25 protein-coding genes are annotated in these 21,564 nt (G+C 29.7%); 3 read left to right on the forward strand and 22 right to left on the reverse strand.

Annotated elements, in window-relative coordinates:
• Positions 1–10: 10 nt before the first annotated feature.
• The 7 genes from JHL18_RS15310 to JHL18_RS15340 form a co-directional block, all read right to left on the reverse strand.
• Positions 11–1,609, reverse strand: a complete 1,599-nt coding sequence (locus tag JHL18_RS15310; protein WP_200270718.1) for a hypothetical protein — start codon at positions 1,607–1,609, stop codon at positions 11–13.
• A gap of 505 nt (positions 1,610–2,114) precedes the next feature.
• Complete coding sequence (locus JHL18_RS15315) at positions 2,115–2,477, reverse strand: DUF1634 domain-containing protein (protein ID WP_200270720.1); 363 nt, start codon at positions 2,475–2,477, stop codon at positions 2,115–2,117.
• A 26-nt stretch (positions 2,478–2,503) separates the two neighbouring features.
• Positions 2,504–3,337 (reverse strand): sulfite exporter TauE/SafE family protein, encoded by an 834-nt coding sequence (locus tag JHL18_RS15320; RefSeq protein WP_200270722.1) that lies wholly within the window; start codon positions 3,335–3,337, stop codon positions 2,504–2,506.
• 135 nt (positions 3,338–3,472) lie between these two features.
• Positions 3,473–4,645, reverse strand: coding sequence for an ROK family protein (locus JHL18_RS15325; RefSeq protein ID WP_200270724.1), 1,173 nt, complete (start codon positions 4,643–4,645; stop codon positions 3,473–3,475).
• A 200-nt stretch (positions 4,646–4,845) separates the two neighbouring features.
• Positions 4,846–5,208: a C-GCAxxG-C-C family (seleno)protein gene (locus JHL18_RS15330; RefSeq protein WP_200270726.1), complete on the reverse strand. Its 363-nt coding sequence runs from the start codon at positions 5,206–5,208 to the stop codon at positions 4,846–4,848.
• 370 nt (positions 5,209–5,578) lie between these two features.
• Positions 5,579–6,310: a LytR/AlgR family response regulator transcription factor gene (locus JHL18_RS15335; RefSeq protein ID WP_200270728.1), complete on the reverse strand. Its 732-nt coding sequence runs from the start codon at positions 6,308–6,310 to the stop codon at positions 5,579–5,581.
• A gap of 12 nt (positions 6,311–6,322) precedes the next feature.
• On the reverse strand, positions 6,323–7,417 hold the full coding sequence (locus JHL18_RS15340; RefSeq protein ID WP_207753034.1) for a sensor histidine kinase: 1,095 nt from the start codon (positions 7,415–7,417) through the stop codon (positions 6,323–6,325).
• Positions 7,418–7,793: 376 nt separating this feature from the next.
• Between JHL18_RS15340 and JHL18_RS26610 the strand changes: the two genes are divergently transcribed.
• A complete protein-coding gene (locus tag JHL18_RS26610; protein ID WP_200270732.1) occupies positions 7,794–8,396 on the forward strand; it encodes an accessory gene regulator B family protein in 603 nt (200 codons plus the stop codon).
• Positions 8,377–8,538, forward strand: coding sequence for a hypothetical protein (locus JHL18_RS15350; protein WP_200270734.1), 162 nt, complete (start codon positions 8,377–8,379; stop codon positions 8,536–8,538). Before JHL18_RS26610 ends, JHL18_RS15350 begins: the two co-directional genes overlap by 20 nt.
• A gap of 224 nt (positions 8,539–8,762) precedes the next feature.
• Here the strand turns inward: JHL18_RS15350 and JHL18_RS15355 are convergent, their stop codons facing one another.
• A complete protein-coding gene (locus JHL18_RS15355) occupies positions 8,763–10,805 on the reverse strand; it encodes an acetyl-CoA carboxylase carboxyltransferase subunit alpha (RefSeq protein WP_200270736.1) in 2,043 nt (680 codons plus the stop codon).
• A gap of 150 nt (positions 10,806–10,955) precedes the next feature.
• Here JHL18_RS15355 and JHL18_RS15360 point away from each other — a divergent pair, with 150 nt between their 5' ends.
• Positions 10,956–11,690, forward strand: a complete 735-nt coding sequence (locus JHL18_RS15360; RefSeq protein ID WP_200270738.1) for a 4'-phosphopantetheinyl transferase family protein — start codon at positions 10,956–10,958, stop codon at positions 11,688–11,690.
• Here JHL18_RS15360 and JHL18_RS15365 read toward each other — a convergent pair.
• The 14 genes from JHL18_RS15365 to JHL18_RS15410 form a co-directional block, all read right to left on the reverse strand.
• Positions 11,650–13,104, reverse strand: a complete 1,455-nt coding sequence (locus JHL18_RS15365) for a phytoene desaturase family protein (RefSeq protein WP_200270740.1) — start codon at positions 13,102–13,104, stop codon at positions 11,650–11,652. The genes JHL18_RS15360 and JHL18_RS15365 overlap by 41 nt on opposite strands.
• A gap of 36 nt (positions 13,105–13,140) precedes the next feature.
• Positions 13,141–13,893, reverse strand: a complete 753-nt coding sequence (fabG, locus tag JHL18_RS15370) for a 3-oxoacyl-[acyl-carrier-protein] reductase (protein WP_200270742.1) — start codon at positions 13,891–13,893, stop codon at positions 13,141–13,143.
• Positions 13,886–15,019 carry a beta-ketoacyl-[acyl-carrier-protein] synthase family protein gene (locus JHL18_RS15375; RefSeq protein WP_200270744.1) on the reverse strand — a complete coding sequence of 378 codons (1,134 nt, stop codon included), beginning with the start codon at positions 15,017–15,019 and terminating at the stop codon, positions 13,886–13,888. Before JHL18_RS15375 ends, fabG begins: the two co-directional genes overlap by 8 nt.
• Before the next feature lie 12 nt (positions 15,020–15,031).
• The gene (gene fabZ / locus JHL18_RS15380) at positions 15,032–15,460 is read right to left on the reverse strand and encodes a 3-hydroxyacyl-ACP dehydratase FabZ (protein ID WP_200270746.1); all 429 of its coding nucleotides are present in this window, start codon (positions 15,458–15,460) and stop codon (positions 15,032–15,034) included.
• A gap of 5 nt (positions 15,461–15,465) precedes the next feature.
• A complete protein-coding gene (locus tag JHL18_RS15385) occupies positions 15,466–15,894 on the reverse strand; it encodes an acyl-CoA thioesterase (protein WP_200270748.1) in 429 nt (142 codons plus the stop codon).
• Positions 15,895–15,896: 2 nt separating this feature from the next.
• Positions 15,897–17,120 carry a beta-ketoacyl-[acyl-carrier-protein] synthase family protein gene (locus JHL18_RS15390; protein WP_200270750.1) on the reverse strand — a complete coding sequence of 408 codons (1,224 nt, stop codon included), beginning with the start codon at positions 17,118–17,120 and terminating at the stop codon, positions 15,897–15,899.
• 8 nt (positions 17,121–17,128) lie between these two features.
• A complete protein-coding gene (locus tag JHL18_RS15395) occupies positions 17,129–17,404 on the reverse strand; it encodes an acyl carrier protein (protein ID WP_200270752.1) in 276 nt (91 codons plus the stop codon).
• Positions 17,405–17,452: 48 nt separating this feature from the next.
• On the reverse strand, positions 17,453–18,346 hold the full coding sequence (locus JHL18_RS15400) for a hypothetical protein (RefSeq protein WP_200270754.1): 894 nt from the start codon (positions 18,344–18,346) through the stop codon (positions 17,453–17,455).
• Positions 18,347–18,558: 212 nt separating this feature from the next.
• Positions 18,559–18,684 (reverse strand): hypothetical protein, encoded by a 126-nt coding sequence (locus JHL18_RS26265; protein WP_274600963.1) that lies wholly within the window; start codon positions 18,682–18,684, stop codon positions 18,559–18,561.
• 59 nt (positions 18,685–18,743) lie between these two features.
• Positions 18,744–18,869 carry a hypothetical protein gene (locus tag JHL18_RS26270; protein ID WP_274600963.1) on the reverse strand — a complete coding sequence of 42 codons (126 nt, stop codon included), beginning with the start codon at positions 18,867–18,869 and terminating at the stop codon, positions 18,744–18,746.
• Positions 18,870–18,928: 59 nt separating this feature from the next.
• Entirely contained in the window at positions 18,929–19,054 is a 126-nt protein-coding gene (locus JHL18_RS26275; RefSeq protein WP_274600964.1) for a hypothetical protein, read from the reverse strand.
• 68 nt (positions 19,055–19,122) lie between these two features.
• Entirely contained in the window at positions 19,123–19,248 is a 126-nt protein-coding gene (locus JHL18_RS26280) for a hypothetical protein (protein ID WP_274600965.1), read from the reverse strand.
• A gap of 71 nt (positions 19,249–19,319) precedes the next feature.
• Positions 19,320–20,420, reverse strand: coding sequence for a hypothetical protein (locus JHL18_RS15405; RefSeq protein WP_200270756.1), 1,101 nt, complete (start codon positions 20,418–20,420; stop codon positions 19,320–19,322).
• A gap of 2 nt (positions 20,421–20,422) precedes the next feature.
• Positions 20,423–21,559, reverse strand: coding sequence for a zinc metalloprotease (locus JHL18_RS15410; protein ID WP_200270758.1), 1,137 nt, complete (start codon positions 21,557–21,559; stop codon positions 20,423–20,425).
• Between the last annotated feature and the right edge of the window lie 5 nt (positions 21,560–21,564).

Here is a 21,564-nt window from a genome sequence, read left to right on the forward strand (position 1 = left end):
ATCACCTCTTTTAATAGCGTGACGCATGTACAAATGCGCCTTCATACGGTTTGTCCATTTTTGTTAATCCAGGAATAAACGGAGATAAAACGATTTTTCTTGTAGGATCCTTTGTTCTATTTAAATAATTGATTAATTCATCACACTTTTTATCACTTTTAATATACTCTTCATTGCCAATAACTAAGTAATCTTTATATTTTCTATCTTTTATATTGCCACTTATTAAAAATATGTCCCTATCTTTTCCAGTAAAAGCAACTCCATCTTGATTACTTTCTTGGTCTAAATTTGTATAAATTTTGTTTTTACTTGCATATTTTATATTAACTTTATAATCTTTTGTTTCATCGTCATTTAATTTTGGATACCATTCTAGAACATCTGCTAAAAATAATGAATTATTCCTTGCAAAAAACAAGTTTTCTCCATTGAGCCAATGTGTATTTATCTCTCCTTCATATGATATCTTCATATTCAAAGTTTCACCACTTCTATATTCCTTTGATAGTTTAACGATAAAACTATTATTAGTTCTTTCAAACTCTAAACTTTTACCATCCAACTCCAACTTAGATATTTTTAATGATTTATATAACCCTATTTCTACGGAACTTATACTCTTATTTCTAACCTTAATTTCCATTTCACAACTATTTTTTATATTATTATTTATATCAATATTCATATTATATTTATCAATGTAATAACCACAGTCATTTTTACTAAAGTACGTTACTTCTCTACTATTGTTATTAGCCTCTACATATTCAGAATCTTGTCTATTTGTTATATCGTACATATTAGGCTTCATAGCGTTTATGCTAACCCCTAAATAGGCACAAAGTATACTAACTATAATTACACTTCCAATTTGTAATCTTATATGTCCACGTTCATTCTTTCTATTGCAAATACACATATATGAAACTAATATTAAAATCAAACTTATTCCTAACCAGAAAACATTATGATAAAGATAACTTTTGTCATAGCTAATTACATCAAATATACCTGGAAATGTTCTTATATCAACCAATGGAAAAATTGCATTTTCTAATTTATAAAAATTACATAAAAATCCAAAGGTCAAAATTACTACTATATATCCAATTATATTGTTAACATATTTACTTATAACTTGTCCTATAAATAACCCAATAGAACTGCAAACTATTAAAAAGATAACTGTGTTTACGATATAACCTAAACTCTCATATAATATGTAACCTAATGACGCCCTACTAATAATACAAAAAAAAGTCAATACTGCAATATTACATAAAAGCAAAACTGCATCAATTATACCAACTGTTATAATCTTACTAATTATAATTTCCTTACGGGAAATATCAACACTTTCAAAAACTTCGTTTGAACTTTGTCCAATGGTGATAATAAGTAATAACAACGGAATCATTATGAAATTTAATGGTAACCAAGAAACTTTAATTAATCCTACTACAGATAAAAATGTATTGCCTGATAACTTCATACTATCTATTATTTGTTGAATACCAAATAGATATAATGCACCAATAACCCAAATAAGTTTTCCACGTCTTAAATTGATAATTTCATATTTTGCAAGTGCCTTAATTTTCCTCAATTTTTCCACCTGTCTTTCCAAGTTTAAGGAAACCATTACAGTTGGTTTCCTTGAGTTTAAACAAATTAGTTAATATTAATAACTTTTTCTTATTCATTACTATCATTCTTTTACTATAATTATTTTCACTTTGGTACCATAAACCATAAGTAACTTATTTTGTCTTCGAGCTTGTACTATAAATATAACATATTTCTTATCCAAAAAAACATTTTAATACCATTTTTTACAATGACTATGCAAAAATTAACCATTTTGTAATTTGATTCATGCTGAATTTTATTTATACATCAAATTTTATACATTTCAGTATACTCATCGTTCATTATATGAAATTATATAGCAATTTAATTAGTAAAAGTAACAAATCCTCTTTTTTACTAAATGTAATAAATTTATATTCTCCGTACCTATTAAACGGTTAAATCATTAAATAATATCAACACAAATGGCGTAACCAATAAAAAATATATTAATAGAAATAAAAAAAGCCGCTGAAGCGACCTTATTCAACTTTACCAAACACGAAACTCACTATAAGTATAATGAAAACTACTAGAGTAATCTTTGTGTATAGATAATCCTTTTCCTTTATAAAAACAAGGATAGACACAGCAACGCGGAATACTGGGGTTAAAATCAGTATTATCATCCCTGCCATAATAACTGCGTATGGTTTAAGTTCTAGTAACCCACTAAATATTTCGGTTAAGGTAGTTGGAAAATATCCCTCTGCATATCCGCTTACACCAGTAATTAAAAACATCATTAATCCAGCAAATATCACAATTGCACTTAGCACTACACCAAATCTTAAAAATCCACTAATTATAACTTCCATCTCATCTACTTTCGAATTCTTTTCCATATTATAAGCATTAACCTCCTTGTCTTCTACATTCCAAAACCTTTTACTATCATTTGTATAGAAACATACCCAAGGACAGGTATAAATATCAGCCTTATTGTCTTACTTTTTAGGTTTTGCATTATTTTTGTACCTATTGTAGCTCCAACCAATACCCCTAAAGCTACTGGTGCAGCTATCTTAGGATCAATATCTCCTCTAATCAGATATACCCCAGCACTTGCGGCTGCAGTTACTCCAATCATAAAATTGCTTGTTGCACTTGACACCTTCAAGGGTAACTTCATGAATAAATCCATAGCCATTACTTTAAATATACCGCTGCCAATTCCAAGCAGTCCTGAAATTACACCAGCTACATACATCATACCAAAACCACCATACACCCCTGCTACCTTATAGCTTATGTCCTTGTTTAATGCCTTATCATGATACTCCCCATTAAGCCTTAATTTTACAGCCATTGGATGAGTAATTACATCTTCAGGCAACTCTTGTCCTTTCTTTTTGAGCATAGCTAAAGTAGAATAAAGCAAAAGTACTCCAAAAACTACATATAGATACTTAGGTTCAACAAATCCGCTAATAAAAGCACCAGTTATTGCACCTATAGTAGTAGCTATCTCTAAAAACATACCTATCCTTATATTAGTAATTTTATCTCTTACATATGCGACAGCTGCTCCACTTGAAGTTGCTATTACTGAAACAATGCTTGCTCCAATTGCATACTTTATATCTATTCCAAACATCAACGTTAGTACTGGGGTTATTATAATTCCCCCACCAAGTCCTAGGATCGAACCAAATATCCCTGCTAATATAGAGATAAGAAGTATTTTAATTACTATTAACAACATACTAATACCTCCATGTTAAAATTATTTACTGCATTATATACCCGTAATTAAATACATAAATATGAGCAATACGACGATTGTAAGGCTCCACCACCGCTAAAATGAAAAAGCTGAAGCTCTTTAGATTTCATCACTTCACTTCCTCAAACTATTTTTTAAGGTTTCATCAAATGCTAGATAAGCAGCGCCTATAGCTATAGATTTGTTTTCAAAAAATCCACCTCTACAAAATTCAATAGAATTACTGTTAGCTGAATAGCACTTTTTCAATGCCACACTTTTACTACTCTCATAAAAAAGTTTTGAATGCTCCACTAGAGGTCCACTAAGTATTATCATTTGAGGAGCCAATATCTTAATAAAATTTGCAAGCCCTGTGCCAAAATATATAGCTGCATCAGCTATAATATTCTTTGCCGTCTCATCTCCAATGTCTGCAAGATTACAGATATCAATATAATCAACTTCTTCAATAGTCTTTTCAAGCTTGGTCATCTTACCCTTTTTAACTTCATTTATAAATTTTTCTGTGATTCTTGATATAGAAGTATAACTCTCAACACAGCCATAATTTCCGCAGGTGCAGAGTTCACCACCAATCTCCACTGTCATATGTCCAAATGCATCCTCACTATTGTTTATGGTTCTTACAATATTTACATTTGAAATTACCGCAGATCTTACCCCTACACCACAATGAATATATAATAAACTGTGTTTTCCCTTGCCAACTCCAAAGTTATACTCCCCAATTAAAGCAGTATTTGCTCCATTATCTATAAAAACAGGTAAGCCTAAATCTTCTGCTATTGCTTTTTTTAATTCATTATTTTTATTAGCTTCTTCTTTTTCATGGATTTGAACTACCACACCCATCCCTATTCCAATTACATTAGAAACAGAAATATTTGCTTTTGAAAGTAAGTTTTTAATATTTTCTATTACTATTTTTTCTTGTTCCTCGGCAGAATAATCTCCGAAGATTGTTGCTTCCTCTAATATAACCATCTTCAAATTTGTAACAATTATTTGTATATAAGTTCTTGAAATGTCCACCCCTATAACATAATGCCTATTATCATTAACCTCAAACAATGAAGGCTTTCTACCACCAGTTGATTCCTCAGCCAAAATCTCAGTTATAAGCATACTTTCACATAGAAATTCCAATTCACGATTCAAGGTACTTTTTTTCAATTTGGTCACATCTTCTAACTTACTTTTAGTTATAGGTCCATTTCTTTGTATGATTTTTAGTAGTTCAACACTTCTAATATCTAAATTATTTAAGGCATTATAACCACTCATTATTTACTCGCCCCCTTTACTATATTATAATACTTTTTTTCATTTTGGAAATAAGTTTTTAAACAATTTCCTATTATAGTTAGATTTATCTATGAATATAGTTTTCTGAAAGTTGACCTTTACGCCTACTTTTACAATAAAAGATAAATTCCCCAATTCATAGCACTAGTATTATGCTATAAATCAGGGAATCTAAAAACCTATTTATTCACTATTTCATTTAAGCTTTCAAATGTATGCTCAATTATTTCAGCGCAGCTAACACCATTCTTCTTTAATTCTTTACAGGTCTCTACTCCATATTTTTCTCTTACTTCTTTCATTAATTGATTTGTAAGAGCTCTCGCCTCATTTTGCTCTGTATTACTTTCTCTGCCTTTTAAAGATCCTATAATAACAGCAGCTGCTCCAACAGCTCCACAAACACTTCCTATTGTAAAACCTGTTCCCATACCACTTCCAAGACCAACAGGAATATTAGTATTATTTTTCTCATTGTAAGCCTTTATAACAGCTTCTCCACATGTAAATCCTTGTTTATGATATTCTGATGCTTTATTCATATTAATTCCTCCTAATTATAATATTCTAATTTTAAACTTAATATATTTTTAGCTAAAGTTAGATTCCAACTTTTTCATCTTCAAGAAACTTAATAAACTCACTTATATATTAGGATATTCTTATGTACTTATGTTATATTTATTTTTATAACCTGTCAATATTGATTTGACATATAAATAGGCTTCCAACTTCATCTATTAAGTCATGCATGCCTGAAAATCCCCAGAAGCCGCGATTTTCGAACAAGTATAACTTAAGTTTTCGTAATAATACTTATTATTTTTAAATTCTCTCACCAAAACCCGTGTGAGTTTTAAAAATAAAGAAGGGTTGTTGCACCAAATAATTGCTGCAACAGCCCTTCTTTATTTAAACACCAGATAATAGTCCCTTTAATCCTCTGGTTGATATTAAACATACTTCTCCACTGACCATATGAACTTCCCTATTCTTTTTGTCTATCTTCTCAATCTTTGCTTTATTAACTATAAAAGAAGTATGGCATCTATAAAAGTTATCATCTTTTAATTTATCTTCCAATTCCTTCATTTTCCCATAAAACTCAATCTGCCTGTCCACACAATGAACGATTACCTTATGAATAGAAGGGGATGTCTCAAAGAAAAGAATATTATTATAATCTATATTTATAATCATATCATCAGACTTAATACTAAACACTTTATTAATACCAGCCTTATGTGAGTATTTTTCATGAGCATTTTTTATACACTCATGAATTCTTTCCTTGATATTTTTATAATTATCTTTGATAATAAAGTCCATTGCTTCAACTTTATATACAAAGGTTAAAAAGCTCATCTCAGCATGAGTAGTTACAAATATTATAAATCCTCTAGGGTCAATTTTCCTTATCTTTTCTGCAAGTTCTATACCATTTATATCTGAATGAAGATCGATATCTAAGAAATAAATTCCTGATATAGTTCCTCCACTTATATATTCAATCAATTCATTTGGAGATGAAGTTGCAAGTGCTAGTTCCATATCAAAGTTTTCAATTAGAAGTACATTACTAACTATTTTTTTATAATTCATTAATTGTTCCTTATTATCTTCACATATAAAAACCTTTAACATCTAAATCATCTCCTATATCTTTAAAGTTTGAGTAAATACACCTTCAACTATTTTTGTCTCGATAGTTGATTTACTGTAGTTACTTAATATTTCCTTTAGGTTTGACAGACCTATTCCTCTATTTTCACCTTTAGTACTAAACCCTTTTTTGAAGATTTTATGAATTGGTGCTACATTCTCCGATACAGAGTTAGAAACTATAAGTACCACATAATCTCCACTATTTATTAATGCAATTGCTATCTGTTTCTCAACGCTCTCCTGTGCAGCATCTATTGCATTGTCCAATAAAATCCCAAGAATTCTACACATAGAAATTATATTAATATTTATTTTATTAATAGGTTCCAATACTTCCACTCTAGTTTTTATATTTAACTTTTGGGCTTTAATTAACTTTGATGCAATTAACCCCTTCATCTCAATAATTTTTACATTTTTTAAAATACCTATATTATCATTTCTTTTTTCAAAAGCTTCATTGAGTCCAAGTATATCTTTTTCAAAGTATTCCCTAAGTCCATCTATATTGTTATTATCTATATATCCTGTTAAAGATGCTAAAATATTTGTATAATCATGCCTAAATTTTCTCATCTCTGAATATAAAGATTCTATATTTTCGGTATACTCTTTTAAATTTTTAAATTCATTTTCTCTACTTTCGATTTCTAATTTTCTTGTAATACTTTCCTTCATTGTCTTATATATAAATATTAACATTCCAAAATATAAAAAATATAATAATAGATTAAGTGCCATCTGTTCATTTGATGACCCATTACCTCTATTAAACACAATGTAATTAACATAAAAAATAACTATGGTTAGCAAAAGAGCCAACGCCATAAATATATACTCTTTATTCGTTTTAGATAGATCTAGTTTGTCCATATTATTTTTTAAAACTTTTCTAAGTATTATTGCGATAATTAAACTGATAATAGTACCAAGAAATAGTAAAAGACTGTAGGTTAGAAATGAACTTCTAGCATTGTTTACATCAATATTCAAAATTTCATAACAAATTATCAATTGAATGATATTAGCAAAAAAACAAGTTAATAGAGTGCTCAGTGTTATGAATAGCGCATGTATCTTTTTCATGTTTTGACTTAAAAAAATAAATATAATAACGCTTACACCAATTATAATGATGCTTTGAAACTTAGTAACTAGTAGGCAACTTAATAAATAGCTACAGATATACATATAAACATAGTTTTTTATAGGAATCTTATAGTAATTTACTGTATATAGAATAATTGTTATCATCATTATGTCTTCTAACATCAAAACATATTCCACACTATCACCCCATTATAATTCTAGCAGTTAATTACATGTAAGTCAATTTTTATTAAATTTGTAGCATTTTTTATTTTACATATTAATAATACATACATTTCTTCTAATTTATAGTTTCTTTTTTCACTGTAAAGCTAAACACTCAAAGAACATAATATACTTGATATATAAGGTGGTGATAAAAATAAATACTATAAGTTCTTATATACTCTCAGTTATCTTAAAAAATACCACTTGTAACGAAATCGAAAGATTAAAAGTAAAACTAGGAATTGATATACTACTTTTAAACATTCCAAAAATCTTAATATTATATATAATATCTGCTTATCTTGGAATGCTTCAATATACTATTATAATTTCTATTGTTTTTGGAGTATTACGTTCTACTTCTTTTGGAACACATGCTAATAGTAGTATCAAATGTTTCTTCGTCACAGCGTTTATTTATATAGGAGAGGTTTATATTGCAAATCTTTTTATATTTACCAGATTCAGCTATCTTTTACTATTAATATTTATGGCTATTTTCTTCTATAAATACGCTCCTGCAGATACAGAAAAACATCCACTATTAAACGCTAAATTAAGAAAAAAATTAAAACTGAAGACGATTTTTATTCTACTGATTTTACTTATTATTGGATTAATAACAAATAGTTTTTATTTTAGAAGCCTAATTATACTAGCAACACTCAGTCAATTGATTTTAATTTTGCCCTTGACATATAAATTATTAAATAGGAGGTACAATAATTATGCAAATTACAATATCTAGAAAAAGGTCTATTGTGGAGGTTTTAAAATCTTATCTAATAAAAATTTCAAATACCAATGCAGATACTTGTTTAGCAATAATATTTGATGAACCTGAAATACCTGAAGCATTGCTTTTAGAGTATTCAAAAGCTAATAACTAGAATCTTAAATCTTACAAAAGTTCCACTGATTTTTAGTATATTTATTTCTAATTATGCTATAAAAAAGTAGCAAAAGAGTGATTTTCTTTTGCTACTTTTTGTGTATCTGCCTTTTACAATTTATATATATAAATTAAATATTTAAATCATATTGTCTTAAGAATTTTATACTTTCCAAATCTACTAAAATAATAATAGCTACTGGACTTTCCCAGTAGCTATTATTATTGGTTAACTATTTTAAGTTTATATGTGTCTAGTTTAAGTGATCCTTGCCTTCTGAATTTTAGATATCTTTTTCTTACAAGCTCATCGTTGCTTTCTTTTAGTAATTCCAATAATTTATTATAAATTCTATTCTTAACATTATTCACCGTTTCGTCTGGAGCGGTATGAGCTCCATTTATTGGTTCAAAAATTATATCATCAATTATGCCTATATCCAGAAGTTTATCTGAAGTTAAATTTAAATGCTCGCTAGCTTCTTTAGCCTTACTGGCATCTTTAAAAAGTATTGATGCACATCCCTCTGGTGATATAACTGAATATATTGCATTTTCTAACATAAAAATATAATCTCCTACCCCTGTTGCTAACGCTCCACCACTACCTCCTTCTCCAATAACTACTGAGATGATAGGCGCTTTAATTGAGCTGTAGGTTTTAATACAATTGGCAATAGCCTCACTTTGTCCTCTTTCTTCTGCATCAATCCCACAATCTGCTCCCGGAGTATCTATTAAACATATAATAGGTCTATTAAACTTTTCAGCCTCTTTGACAAGTCTCTGAACTTTTCTATATCCCTCTGGTTTTGCCATTCCAAAGTTCCTTAATACATTTTCAGATATATTTTTCCCTTTAGCATTACAGATAATTGTTACAGGGATATTATTCAAAAATCCTATTCCGCATACAATTGCTTTGTCATCACCAAACTGTCTATCCCCATGAAGTTCAATAAAATCTGTTATCATCCCATCTATATAATCCTTGAAGTTTGGCCTTTTATTATTTCTTGCAAGCTTCACCACATCCCAGGCAGAAAGCAAACTCTTTCTCTTGAAATAATTTTTATATATGTCAATGGCCACCTCAGTTAGATTACTATCTAAAGCTTTTCTTTCATGTATTGTAAGAATCTTATGTAGAATATCTTTCATCTCTCGTCTATCACTTAAGATATCAACCAATCCCTTTTCAAAAAGAAACTCAGCCTTTTGAAAATTTTCAGGTAAAACTGTATTTGTAGTCTTCTTTATTACTCTTTTTCCTGCAAAACCTATATTGGCGTCTTTCTCTGCTATTATGATATCCCCAATACTTGCAAAGCTTGCGCTGACTCCTCCCATTGTCGGGTCTGTCAAAACTGTTATATATAGCAACCCACTTTTATGATGAAGTTCAATTGCTGAAACAACTCTTGCCATTTGATAAAGAGATAGCATACCTTCTTGCATTCTAGCACCACCAGAGGCAGTAAAGATAACTATTGGCAGTTTTTCTTCTGTGGCTTCCTCAATCATCCTAACTAACTTTTCACCGACCACAGTTCCCATAGATCCCATCATAAATCTATAATCCATAATACCAAAACAAGTCTCTATACCACTGATACACCCTTTACCAGTAATAACAGCTTCTTTTACCTCAAGTTGCTGGGAAAGACTTATTAATTTTTCACTGTATCCTGGAAAATCCAATATATCTTCGCTTACTAAATTTTCATCGAACAAGGTATAATCCTCATCAAAAATCAATTTTAACCTGTCAGCACTATTCATACGTAAATGTGCATTACACTTAGGACAAATAGATAAATCCTCTTCTAAAGTAGCTTTATCAATTTCTTCATTACAGCTACTGCACTTAATAGACTTACTGGAAGGCTTTCTCTTGGAACTAATTCTAAGGTTTAGCCGTTCAATTTCACTGTTAATGTCCTCCATCGGACATTGTATCATCGGTATATTCATTTTTTTACATGTTTTCTTCAACTTTTCAATGAGTTCAGTATGTTCATTATAATAATATATATAATCTACATTATATAATTGTGCAGCAGTAAGCATATTTGGATTATTAATTATATCTTCGTTTGTACTTTCTAATGAAACGCATACTGAGAAATCCGATAACTCAACATATTTCTTTGATTTATCTTTAATTGAGTATACTACTACTGTTTCTATATTAAATTTTTTAAAAGCATTAATTACTTCAGTTACTTCTTCATTAATGTTAGCGATCAATACTCTCTTACTCATACCAAATCACCTATTCCATCTATATATTAAATTCAAATTATTTTCATATTTTATTTTCTTATACATTGAACATTTCTATTTTGTTTTATATACTTACATATATGGTAATAATACCAAATTAACCCTATTATAAAGTAAAGGTGCATTATTATGAGTTTCTCTTTCGAAAAACCCTCTATTAGATATTTTTCATTTTTTAATAAAAAAACACTGATAAATGCTTCATTATGTCTCTGGGTTGTACCAGAGGATATAGATATTGATTATTTTAAATCAACTCTTTCAAAAACCGAGCAAGATATTTTAAGTACTATAAAAGGATACAATAAAGTAAGAAACTTTATTTTAGGTCGCTATTTAAGTAAGATAGCCATCTCAGACTTTCTATCTAAAGATGATTTTGATATGATTTCTGTTTCTAAAGGAATATTTAATAATCCATTGGTGGATTCTCCCTATAGTAATGTTAGGATATCACTTGCTCATACTTCGAAGCTCTTTATTGCATTAGCCTCAGGAAGTGAAGGTCTCCTTGGAATAGATGCAGAAAAGATTAATGAAACTAGAGCTTTAAATATTAACACAGTATTAAATTTCCCTAAAAACACAGATATTGATATAGATGAAACCACTGAAGCCTTCATTAAATGGACTTCCATGGAATCAATAGGAAAAGCCTTAGGAGTTGGAATTGGTTTACCTTTTTCATTTTATAAACCTAAATCCCATACCTATATAGGAGATAGCATAGAGAGTACGTTTTTTTATATGCATCAATTTAAATGCCACTCTTTTAAGTTTATAGATCACATTATAACTATTGCATATCCATCAAACTTAACCCTTAAAGAGCTCGAGCTTCATAATTGTTTAGAATCTCAGTAACAGCATTTTTTGAGGAATAGAAAGCCCCATATACTCCAAAAGTCGGCCCCCAGTTTCCAGCAACATAAAAGTTTTTAAACATACATTTAGGTCCAATTATATTAGAATTTATAACTTCATTTATTCCTCTTTTCCATCCAAAGACGGATCCGTTTCTATTGAAGGTTTTTGCTTCAATATCCTCATTTGTAGCTACAGTAGTAACCACTTGGTCTACTGTTATACTAGGAAAATATCTATCAACCATATTATATAGCTTGCTTTGCAGATCTTCCCTTGAAGCCTTAATAAGTTCACTATTTGTAAGAATTGTCATAAGCATATGATCTTGATTTTTAGGACATAAACTTCTATCTACTACTGTTGGAAATGAGAACATTGATATGGTGTTGTTATATTTTGTGCTACTATAAAGCAAACTTTCATCCCATTTTCTAACATCAAAGCTAGGAAGCATTATATAATCATTTAATGACCTTTTCTTTTCAAAGGATAGAAAAAGTCTTATTGGTGAGTATCCGATTTCTAAGGAATTTATTTTATCATGAAATCTATTATTTTTAACCTTTGTACAAACAAGTTTATATATATTACCTATATCACTTGTTACGATTAGATTTTGCAGCCTTACTACATTTGTACAATCTTCAGATAGGCATTCTACAGACTGAACTATACCATTTTCTATATCGATCTTATTAACTAATGCTCCTTTTAGGATTGTAGCCTTAGGATTCTTTTTAACGTAATCTTCTAATATATGGACAAGTGTATTCATAGAACCTTTAACATTGTATGCACCACTTCCATAGGTTGCAAGCAAGCTTACCATTGTAAAAGCAGATCCACTTGAGGTGATTCCACCATAACCTGGTCCAAGTGCACACAGATATGCAGCGATCTTCATATCTTCAAAATATCTAGCTAATAAATCATAGAAGCTTATCCTGCTCCAAGCTTGAAAATATTTTAATACTTTTATGGAGTTGTTTACTGTTAATGCTTCTTTAAAATATTCTATTTCACTAAAAAACCTTAGAATATTATTTTTCTCTAGTGGAAAATTAGAAATTAATTCATCTTTAAGTTTGTTTAATCTAAAAGGAACTAATATTTCTTCAGCTTCTACTTTGCCTATTAGTGGATTATTCTCAATAAATAATTCCTCAGAGTACAAGGATAATTCCTTTAAAATATTAGAAACAATTTCGCCTTCACCAAGTCCTCCCAAGTGGTGGGCACCACCTTGAAGAATATGACCATTTTCAATTTTATTATAAATACATCCTCCAAGATGATTTTCCTTTTCAATAAGACACACTTCGTATCCGTATTTTGACAAAAGAGCTGCAGACACTAATCCTGCAATACCACCACCTATAATAGCGACTTGACAGTTTATTTCTCTAATCATATTTCCTCCTAAAACAAAGTATATTCCTATATATTTTTAACTTACCAGTCCACCATCAACAACTAACGTTTGTCCTGTTATATAACTTGAATCATTTGATGCTAAAAAAGAAACTACATTTGCTATTTCCTTAGGCTCACCTAACCTTTTTAATGGAACTTGCTTTGTAAATTCATCCCTCATCTTTTCATTAACCTTAGCTAACATATCTGTTTTAATATATCCTGGAGCAACAGCATTAACTCTTATTCCCTTTGCTGCAACTTCCTTTGAAAGCGATTTAGTAAAACCTATTATTGCAGATTTAGTTGCACAATAATTAGTTTGTCCTGCAATACCAGTAACTCCAGCAACAGAAGTTATATTAATTATTGAACCTTTTTTCGATCTAATCATGCTAGGAAGTACTATTTTGCAAATCAAATAAATACTGCTAAGATTTGTATTAATAACCTTATCCCACTTTTCTTCAGGCATTAGCATCAAGTAAGCATCTGCTGTTACCCCAGCGTTATTAACTAATACATCAATTGAAGGAAAATCATTAAAAATTTCATTAAAGGTAGCTTTAATTGAGCTTCTATCTGTGTTATCAACCTTATATGCCTTTACCCTATTTCCATTCTCCTCTAATTCATTAACTAACTCTAAAGCTAAATCCTTAGAAGAATTATAAGTAAATGCAACATCGTACCCTAGATATGAAAGACTTCTAACAATCTCTCTTCCTATACCTTTAGCACCACCAGTTACGACAGCGATCTTATTATTTAATACCTCATCATTCATTATTGATATCCCCCTTGTCTACAGCTTTTAATAAAATGCTTGTTGTGTTGCCACTAACATCATATCCATTTACAATTGCATATCTAATAGTTTTATTAATTTGGGAATTATCTTTACTTAGCAAGCTTGGCACTGCTTGCTGCTTTAAACATAACGCAGCAATTACCGTATTAATGGTTAGGGACGCACCTAAAGTTTCTCCTACTACTCGTTTAGGTGAAATTTGAAGCACTTCTTTAGAAAATATCTTTTTAATTGCAATAGCTTCTGCCTCATCGCTTTTCCTTATTCCGCTTTTAGCATTTACAATAAGTTCTACATCCTCAGCTTTTATATTTTCAGCTTTCAGCAAACTTTCCATGTTAGATGCAAAGACATCACTATCAAATTCTATGTTTCCTAACACTGCAGGATGCGCCCCCATATTTTTATCCGAATACCCTATTATTTCACAAAAGATTTCTTCCTTTAATTCCTGATATTCTTCACTCTTTTCATCCAATGATTCCATTAATATTGTGGCTGCACCTTCAGATATTCTAAAGCCTTCATTTATATAAGTATTTGTACTGGAGATCTCCTCAAAGGATTGAAAAAGTTCTCTGCAGTACTCTTCAATACCACCTGTAAATATCCCGTCAGCCAAACCATCTCTAATAAGCTCATATGAATAACCAATATTATTACTGCCTAGCAAAATTGTACTTGGTCCCTTTAATTGATTGATCATACATACATTTCCAACACAGGCGTTAGATACTGTACTTGAAAAAACTGTTGGACTGGCAAAATCTGCATTACCCTTTATTACACTTTCTCCAAATTTTATGTTTGTTGATAAAGGGCCATATCCAGTATTAAATATTGTGCCAGTTTTGTCTCTATCAAGCTTACTTTTTCTATCATCTCTTTTATCTGCAATTATCTTAGTAGAGTAAACTGCCATATACGCATATCTACTCATCCTTCGAACCTCCGGTTTGCTAATAATTAATGGAATTTTTATGGGCAATGTATACTCACTTATATCATCTATTGAACTCTTATTTAGATTGCTCCATAACTCCTCTAAAGTAACCCCAACATTTGATATAATGCCCATACCAGTTATAAATATTTTTTTCAACTTCCTAACCTCCTAATTATTTCTTTGAAAAAAATAAGTTATCTCAGCTTCGGCAACCTTTTTCTTATTTACCCTTGCAACTGCTTTGACCTTTGCAAAGTTTCCAAATAGATTTTCTAAGTATCCTTCAACAACCACTGTGTCACCAGGAACAACTTTTTCTATAAATTTAGCATTATTTATTTTGCTTAAATAAGATATAAACTTTTCTCCCTTTTGCTCATCATAAAATATAAATCCACATATTTGTGCCATGGCTTCAATTAATAGTACCCCTGGAAAAACAGGCTCATCTGGAAAATGTCCTAAGATCCATGGCTCATTAAAAGATACGTTTTTAATGCCAACAACTCTTTTTTGATATTCAACTTCAAAAATGTCATCTACAAATAAGAATGGATATCTATGAGGTAAAACATTTAAAATTACTTCTCTATCCATTAATTTCACTCCTCAAATTCCACAATATCATTTAGTCTTTCAGATAATATTTTGGGTATATTTAAACAAATCCTGTTATTTTCGTCCAAAAACATATGAACGGTTTTTCCTACTGCACAGATTCTGTTAATTCTAAGATTTATTGCTTTATACTCAAAAGTTATCTTTGCGCTTTTGCCCAATAAAAACTTTAAGTCTATTTTAACTACATCATCGTAAATTACTGATTCCTTAAACCTACAATTACATTCCACTATAGGAAATTTTAACTTCTTCCCATTTAGTAAATCTTCATCAAACTTTAATACTTCTTTGGAAAATTCAAATCTAGCCTCTTCAAACCATTTAAAATAACTACTATGGTGCATCACCCCATATGAGTCAGTATCACTAAACCTCGGTTTAATAACATACTCATATTCTAAAATCAGCATAACTATCCATTTTCCAAACTTACATTATTTTGATATCTTCCAATAACTATGCTAGACGTATTTCCTGCGAAAGCAAAAGAGTTTGATAGAATAATATTTAAATCTTCACATTTTGTAGCTCTTTTAATTAAATTGAAATCTTCGTATCCTTCTTGATGATCCCTTAGCGTTTCAGTTGCAGGTATAAAGCCCTTCTCTAATGCAATTAAGCAAGATGCAAGTTCAATACTTCCAGCTGCTCCAAGACAATGTCCTACCATAGACTTAATTGAGGATATTGGAACTTTTTTCGCCTTGTCCCCAAGTAATAATTCTATTGCCTTTAATTCCATTTCATCGTTTGCCTTAGTTGCGGTTCCATGGGCATTGATATAGTCTACATCTTTTGGAGATACTTTTGCTCTCTTTAAAGCTTCACTCATTGAAGTATATGCCCCAACTCCTGTAGGGTTTGGACTTGTTATATGATAAGCTTCATTATTTATACTGTATCCTAATATCTCAGCATATATCTTTGCACCTCTTTTAATAGCGTTATCTAAACTTTCAAGTATAAAAAAGGCGCTTCCCTCACCAATTACTATTCCATCATGATTTTTATCAAATGGTTTACATCCTGTTGGGCTTAAAGATTTTAATGCATGAAACCCAGTACAGGCAAACTCAGTTAAAGGATCTGCGCCTCCAGTAACCATTACATCTACTTTACCTTTTGAAATCAAATCATATGCAACACCAACACCTGCAGTACCTGCAGCACAAGCAGACATTGTTGTATAGCAAGGTCCCTTAACTTTAGTTTCTTGCAATATTGAATATAAAAAGGTTGGGATCTTAACTAACCATTCGGGGTTACCTTTATATCCACACGACTTTTCATTAAGATATTTCATCATCCTTTCGTTTCCTGCAAGAGATGTTGAAACAGATAAACCACACCTACCATCGAGCCTCATAATATATTCACTATCTATTCCTGCATGAGTAAGAGCTTCCCTTAATGCCTTTTTTGCTATTTGAACAGTTCTTTCTTCATCATCAATCTTTTCCACTTTTTTTAATTCAAAATTAACTTGACCACCCAATTGAGTTCTCATTTTGCTCATATCAAATATAGATACTTCTTTTAATCCGGAGATGCCTTCATATAATGCTTCTGCAAATTCTTCTCTGCTATCTCCATTAGATGTCACAACTCCGTAGCCTGTTATTACCACCCTGTTCATGATATTACCTACCCTAAATTGTTTGATCTAATAAAGTCAGCTATAGTCCTTATACTTTTAAAAATTTCCATATCATCATCACTAACCTTTACACCGAACTCTTCATTTAATCCAACAACTAATTCTAATGCATCTACAGAATCTAGTCCTAATCCTTCATCTTCATTATCATATGATGCAAATATCGGTGCATCAAAATCTACAGTTTCAACCTCAATTTCATCTAACGATAATCTTGATATAATCATATCCCTTACCTTTGCTTCTAAATTCAATTCACTCATTTTAAAATCCCCCTATCAAATATTTTATAATTAATAAAATTTATAATTTCACTGTTGATCCATGGAAAATAATACTTGCTCTGCAACTTTACAATAATACTTATCACCAATACGTTTTCCTACATAATTCAAGAAATCTGATCTTACCTTTAATCCTCCAAGCTTAGATAAATTAGCAGGTATTAAATTGTTATTCTCTTCAATAATCCAAGTAAGTTCAACATTTCCTTCATGATATCCAACTATACCTTCCTTAATAAGCTTATCAGCCTGATTTATAAAATACTCTTGTGTCAAAGTATCATCCTCTAAGCTTTTAGTTAACATTTCTATAAATTCTTCTTCCTTTAGAGCTATTTCAAAAAATATATCAATAAAATTAAGCTGCCTCTTTAAGTCTTCATAGCTTCCATTTCTAAGCTTCCAAATAACATTACAAATCCACTTTAGGTCTTCAGAATTACTATATGGCTTAAAGAGCTTAAGGATATTATACTTCTCATTAATAATAGCTTCGTACGAATATATAAACCCTTCTTTAAGTCTTAAAATACTTTTGTTATCCAAATTTTTTAATGATTTTAATATAGATGTATTAAACACAGAATTTCTTATAATTTCATTTGCTATATCCTTAGATTTTGTATAATAAAAATCTAAAGCTATACAATCATCATTGGAAGAGTTGTTTACCATAATAATTTCATTCTTTACTCCATTAACTGTTCCAAGAGAAACATAATTCAAATTGAAAAAATATACTATAATAAGTAGCTGACCAATTACATAATAATCTGCTTTATCTAATATTAAAGGGTTTTCAACCTTTTTTCGTTTAGTGTAAAGCTTTAAAATCAATCGTTCTTCTTCCTTCAAATAATTAGGATTTATTATTTTCTGTACTTTTTCTATAGTGTTATATAGTTTTCTTATCTGTGACATATATCCTAACTCCTTTCAAGAAAGTATGATAAAACCTTATGTTTATATACTGATCATCTTAATTTATTAAAGGCTGCGGCTTAACCACAGCCTTTTTTACTGCATAGGAAAGCTTAAAACTTTTACGTCAGCTAAACCTATAGTTTCAATTATTTTACAATACCTTTATTGATACACAGTAAAACCAAAATCTATTGTCTTTCAAAGTTTTACTAAGCACAACATCCTGCTGTTCCTACGAATACTGGTGTAGCAACTTCTTCTATTTCTTCAACTTCTGTGAAATCTAATTCCTCAACCTCTAATTCAGCAACCTTCTTGTTTAAATCTTTTTCCATTTTAATAATCCTCCTTTTAATTTTTATTTTAATTTGATAAGTTTTTTAATAAATTTCTATTATGCACAACATCCAGCTGTTCCTACAAATACTGGTGTAGCAACTTCTTCTATTTCTTCAACTTCTGTGAAGTCTAATTCCTCAACCTCTAATTCAGCAACCTTCTTGTTTAAATCCTTTTCCATTTTAATAATCCTCCTTTTAATTTTTATTTTAATTTGATAAGTTTTTTAATAAATTTCTATTATGCACAACATCCAGCTGTTCCTACAAATACTGGTGTAGCAACTTCTTCGATTTCTTCAACTTCTGTGAAGTCTAATTCCTCAACTTCTAATTCAACAACCTTCTTGTTTAAATCCTTTTCCATTTTAATAATCCCCCTTTAATTTTTTTATTTTAATTTGATAAGTTTTGGTAAGTTTTTATAAAATTTCCTTATGAACAGCAGCCAGATGTACCTACAAATACTGGTGTAGCAACTTCTTCGATTTCTTCAACCTCTGTGAAGTCTAATTCCTCAACTTCTAATTCAGCAACTTTCTTGTTTAAATCCTTTTCCATTTTGCTCCCCCCCTTTACTAAAATTTAAAAACTATATATGAATTTAATAGTTTACATATAAAGACTTATGTTTAAATATTTGATACTTTTTGGCTAAAGTAGCCCAAATCATCTAATATGTTTTCAAAGCTTTTGATTTCTATTTTCTGCAATGCTTTTAAGTAGGCTAATAACTTATCCACTTTTTCTTCTGTAATATCTATATAAAGTTGCATAAGAAGTCTACCAATATTTCTCCATATCTTACCTGACTGCTCAAAATCTTTAATATACTTGTCGCCATCAAAGTCAACTAAAGTAGCATTAAGATCTTTTAAGGTATCGATAAACTCTCCTCTATAGAAAGTATCTGTGCCAGATAAAATCAGATTTCTCAAATATATGATTTGAACCTTATAATATTTGAGAAGTGCATTATAATTTTTATAATTGCCCTTGCTTTGAACAACTTCTTTTAACTTTGAAAAATGCTTTATCAGGTTTGTGTAAGCGATATCTCCCCTCACACCTGGAAACTTTTCATAATCCTTGTAATCGTATAGAATGTTACTTAAATTATCTATAACTAAATTTTTTAGTGGCATATTGATATAGTGATTTATAGATCTATTGCTTATAAAATCTTCCTTTAACACCTTATAAACAACATAGTCTCCTATAAGATCATTTTTATATTCATTAAGCTTCAAAAGCTCTGTAGTATAAATCCATTCAAATTTTCCATTTTCCTTATCCATAGGTTCAAAAAACAGTTTATTTTCTTCTTTTGAGTAGCTATAAATCATTTCAAAGGAGCACCCTAGAAAACTCTTATCTGCATTTGCAAACTCATAAGTATTTAGCATGGTTGCCATTAATGGCAAGATATAAAAATACCTATCAAAATCTTTATCCCCTTGAAGAAAATCACTGATCTGTACCTTTTCATGAATGATATTAAAATAATCAAAATAATTCTCAGTTCTTAACCTTTCACAGCCACCAGATAAGATATAAAACTGTAAGTTACCAACATCATAGGCATAGAGTGAATTTGATATTCCCCCTAAGATGTTAAACACCTCACTATTTTTTATATCTGGTTTTACTTCTTTAAACATTGTAAGTGCTGTTCTAAATCTACATTCTCTATATAAAATTGTAATCACCTCTATTCTTAGATTGAGCTTCATTTCTATATTGCAGCCATTTTTATGTTATTTCTGAACTTTTTCATACTTATACCCATATAAGTAATAACCACTATACCTGCAATTATTAGAGCTATTTTCATGGAAATCAAGCTACTTATAATGAACCATACAAATAGATAAATACTACTTATCCTGAAAAATGTACCTACAAGCAAATATAGATTTCCTAGAAGATTTTCCTTATTAAATAAGAAGTCTCTTAACGATATTTGCCGATTAAATAATGCACCTAATTTTCTTAAAATCTTAACTTTAAATGTAGTCGTATTAGAAATTTCAGTAAGAACATAATAGAAATCTGTATTATTAATTATTGATAAATTATCAGTAATCATAAATAAATTAACTATTATAAACACTCCGAATATCCAATGCTTATATATTGAAACTAATGCAAATGATACATTTATCATCATCAAATTAGCTATAAACCCACCTAAATAAATCAATATCTTTTTTTGTTTCTCAAGTGCAATAATATTTTTATATTTTACAAAAACTACAGGTTGAAATCCTAATAAAAGATACAAGCTTACAGACCTTACTAAAACTCCAAATAAATTAGCAAATAATATATGAGCTGATTCATGAATTAATATACTAAGTAACATAACTATAATTATTGAAGCTATACTTATAGGGTTTAACATATTGAACTTACTATATTCCCCCATAAAATCTTTTATTATATTGGAATATATCATGGATTCAGCATTCTTAAGAAATATTGGAATATTAGCTAAAAGCATAACTAGTAATAAAGCTACCAAAATCTTGCTTCTATTATATTTTTCAAATTGAATTTCCTTAACCTTATGCCCTATAAGCTCTGTTTCTAAAGTACTTTTTCTTACAGGAGTATTTCCTTTTTCATAAACCAAGCTATATTTCTTTAGAAAATCTATAGTTTTTTCATAACTATTTCCCTTAAATATCTTTTTAACATCTACTTCACCGTTTAAATTTTCAGATTTAATAAATTTAGTTATTTTCTCTGAGATCTCTAAGATTTCACTTGATACCTTAAGATAGACTCCCAGTATATCACTTACAATATAGTGATTGCCGTTTGTATTTGAAGTAAAGGTTAAATCCTCTATAACAGAATATTTCTCCATGATAA

This window comes from Clostridium yunnanense (assembly GCF_016595795.1).
In the GTDB taxonomy this organism is placed as follows: Bacteria; Bacillota; Clostridia; order Clostridiales; family Clostridiaceae; genus Clostridium_AR; species Clostridium_AR yunnanense.

Coding starts and splice junctions, on each gene's coding strand:
- JHL18_RS15315 (WP_200270720.1), bottom strand. CDS start 2,477: ATGGAAAAGAATTCGAAAGTAGATGAGATGGAAGTTATAATTAGTGGA.
- JHL18_RS15320 (WP_200270722.1), bottom strand. CDS start 3,337: ATGTTGTTAATAGTAATTAAAATACTTCTTATCTCTATATTAGCAGGG.
- JHL18_RS15325 (WP_200270724.1), bottom strand. CDS start 4,645: ATGAGTGGTTATAATGCCTTAAATAATTTAGATATTAGAAGTGTTGAA.
- JHL18_RS15330 (WP_200270726.1), bottom strand. CDS start 5,208: ATGAATAAAGCATCAGAATATCATAAACAAGGATTTACATGTGGAGAA.
- JHL18_RS15335 (WP_200270728.1), bottom strand. CDS start 6,310: ATGTTAAAGGTTTTTATATGTGAAGATAATAAGGAACAATTAATGAAT.
- JHL18_RS15340 (WP_207753034.1), bottom strand. CDS start 7,417: ATGAAAAAGATACATGCGCTATTCATAACACTGAGCACTCTATTAACT.
- JHL18_RS15350 (WP_200270734.1), top strand. CDS start 8,377: ATGCAAATTACAATATCTAGAAAAAGGTCTATTGTGGAGGTTTTAAAA.
- JHL18_RS15355 (WP_200270736.1), bottom strand. CDS start 10,805: ATGAGTAAGAGAGTATTGATCGCTAACATTAATGAAGAAGTAACTGAA.
- JHL18_RS15360 (WP_200270738.1), top strand. CDS start 10,956: ATGAGTTTCTCTTTCGAAAAACCCTCTATTAGATATTTTTCATTTTTT.
- JHL18_RS15365 (WP_200270740.1), bottom strand. CDS start 13,104: ATGATTAGAGAAATAAACTGTCAAGTCGCTATTATAGGTGGTGGTATT.
- fabG (WP_200270742.1), bottom strand. CDS start 13,893: ATGAATGATGAGGTATTAAATAATAAGATCGCTGTCGTAACTGGTGGT.
- fabZ (WP_200270746.1), bottom strand. CDS start 15,460: ATGGATAGAGAAGTAATTTTAAATGTTTTACCTCATAGATATCCATTC.
- JHL18_RS15385 (WP_200270748.1), bottom strand. CDS start 15,894: ATGCTGATTTTAGAATATGAGTATGTTATTAAACCGAGGTTTAGTGAT.
- JHL18_RS15390 (WP_200270750.1), bottom strand. CDS start 17,120: ATGAACAGGGTGGTAATAACAGGCTACGGAGTTGTGACATCTAATGGA.
- JHL18_RS15395 (WP_200270752.1), bottom strand. CDS start 17,404: ATGAGTGAATTGAATTTAGAAGCAAAGGTAAGGGATATGATTATATCA.
- JHL18_RS15400 (WP_200270754.1), bottom strand. CDS start 18,346: ATGTCACAGATAAGAAAACTATATAACACTATAGAAAAAGTACAGAAA.
- JHL18_RS26265 (WP_274600963.1), bottom strand. CDS start 18,684: ATGGAAAAAGATTTAAACAAGAAGGTTGCTGAATTAGAGGTTGAGGAA.
- JHL18_RS26270 (WP_274600963.1), bottom strand. CDS start 18,869: ATGGAAAAGGATTTAAACAAGAAGGTTGCTGAATTAGAGGTTGAGGAA.
- JHL18_RS26275 (WP_274600964.1), bottom strand. CDS start 19,054: ATGGAAAAGGATTTAAACAAGAAGGTTGTTGAATTAGAAGTTGAGGAA.
- JHL18_RS26280 (WP_274600965.1), bottom strand. CDS start 19,248: ATGGAAAAGGATTTAAACAAGAAAGTTGCTGAATTAGAAGTTGAGGAA.
- JHL18_RS15405 (WP_200270756.1), bottom strand. CDS start 20,420: ATGAAGCTCAATCTAAGAATAGAGGTGATTACAATTTTATATAGAGAA.
- JHL18_RS15410 (WP_200270758.1), bottom strand. CDS start 21,559: ATGGAGAAATATTCTGTTATAGAGGATTTAACCTTTACTTCAAATACA.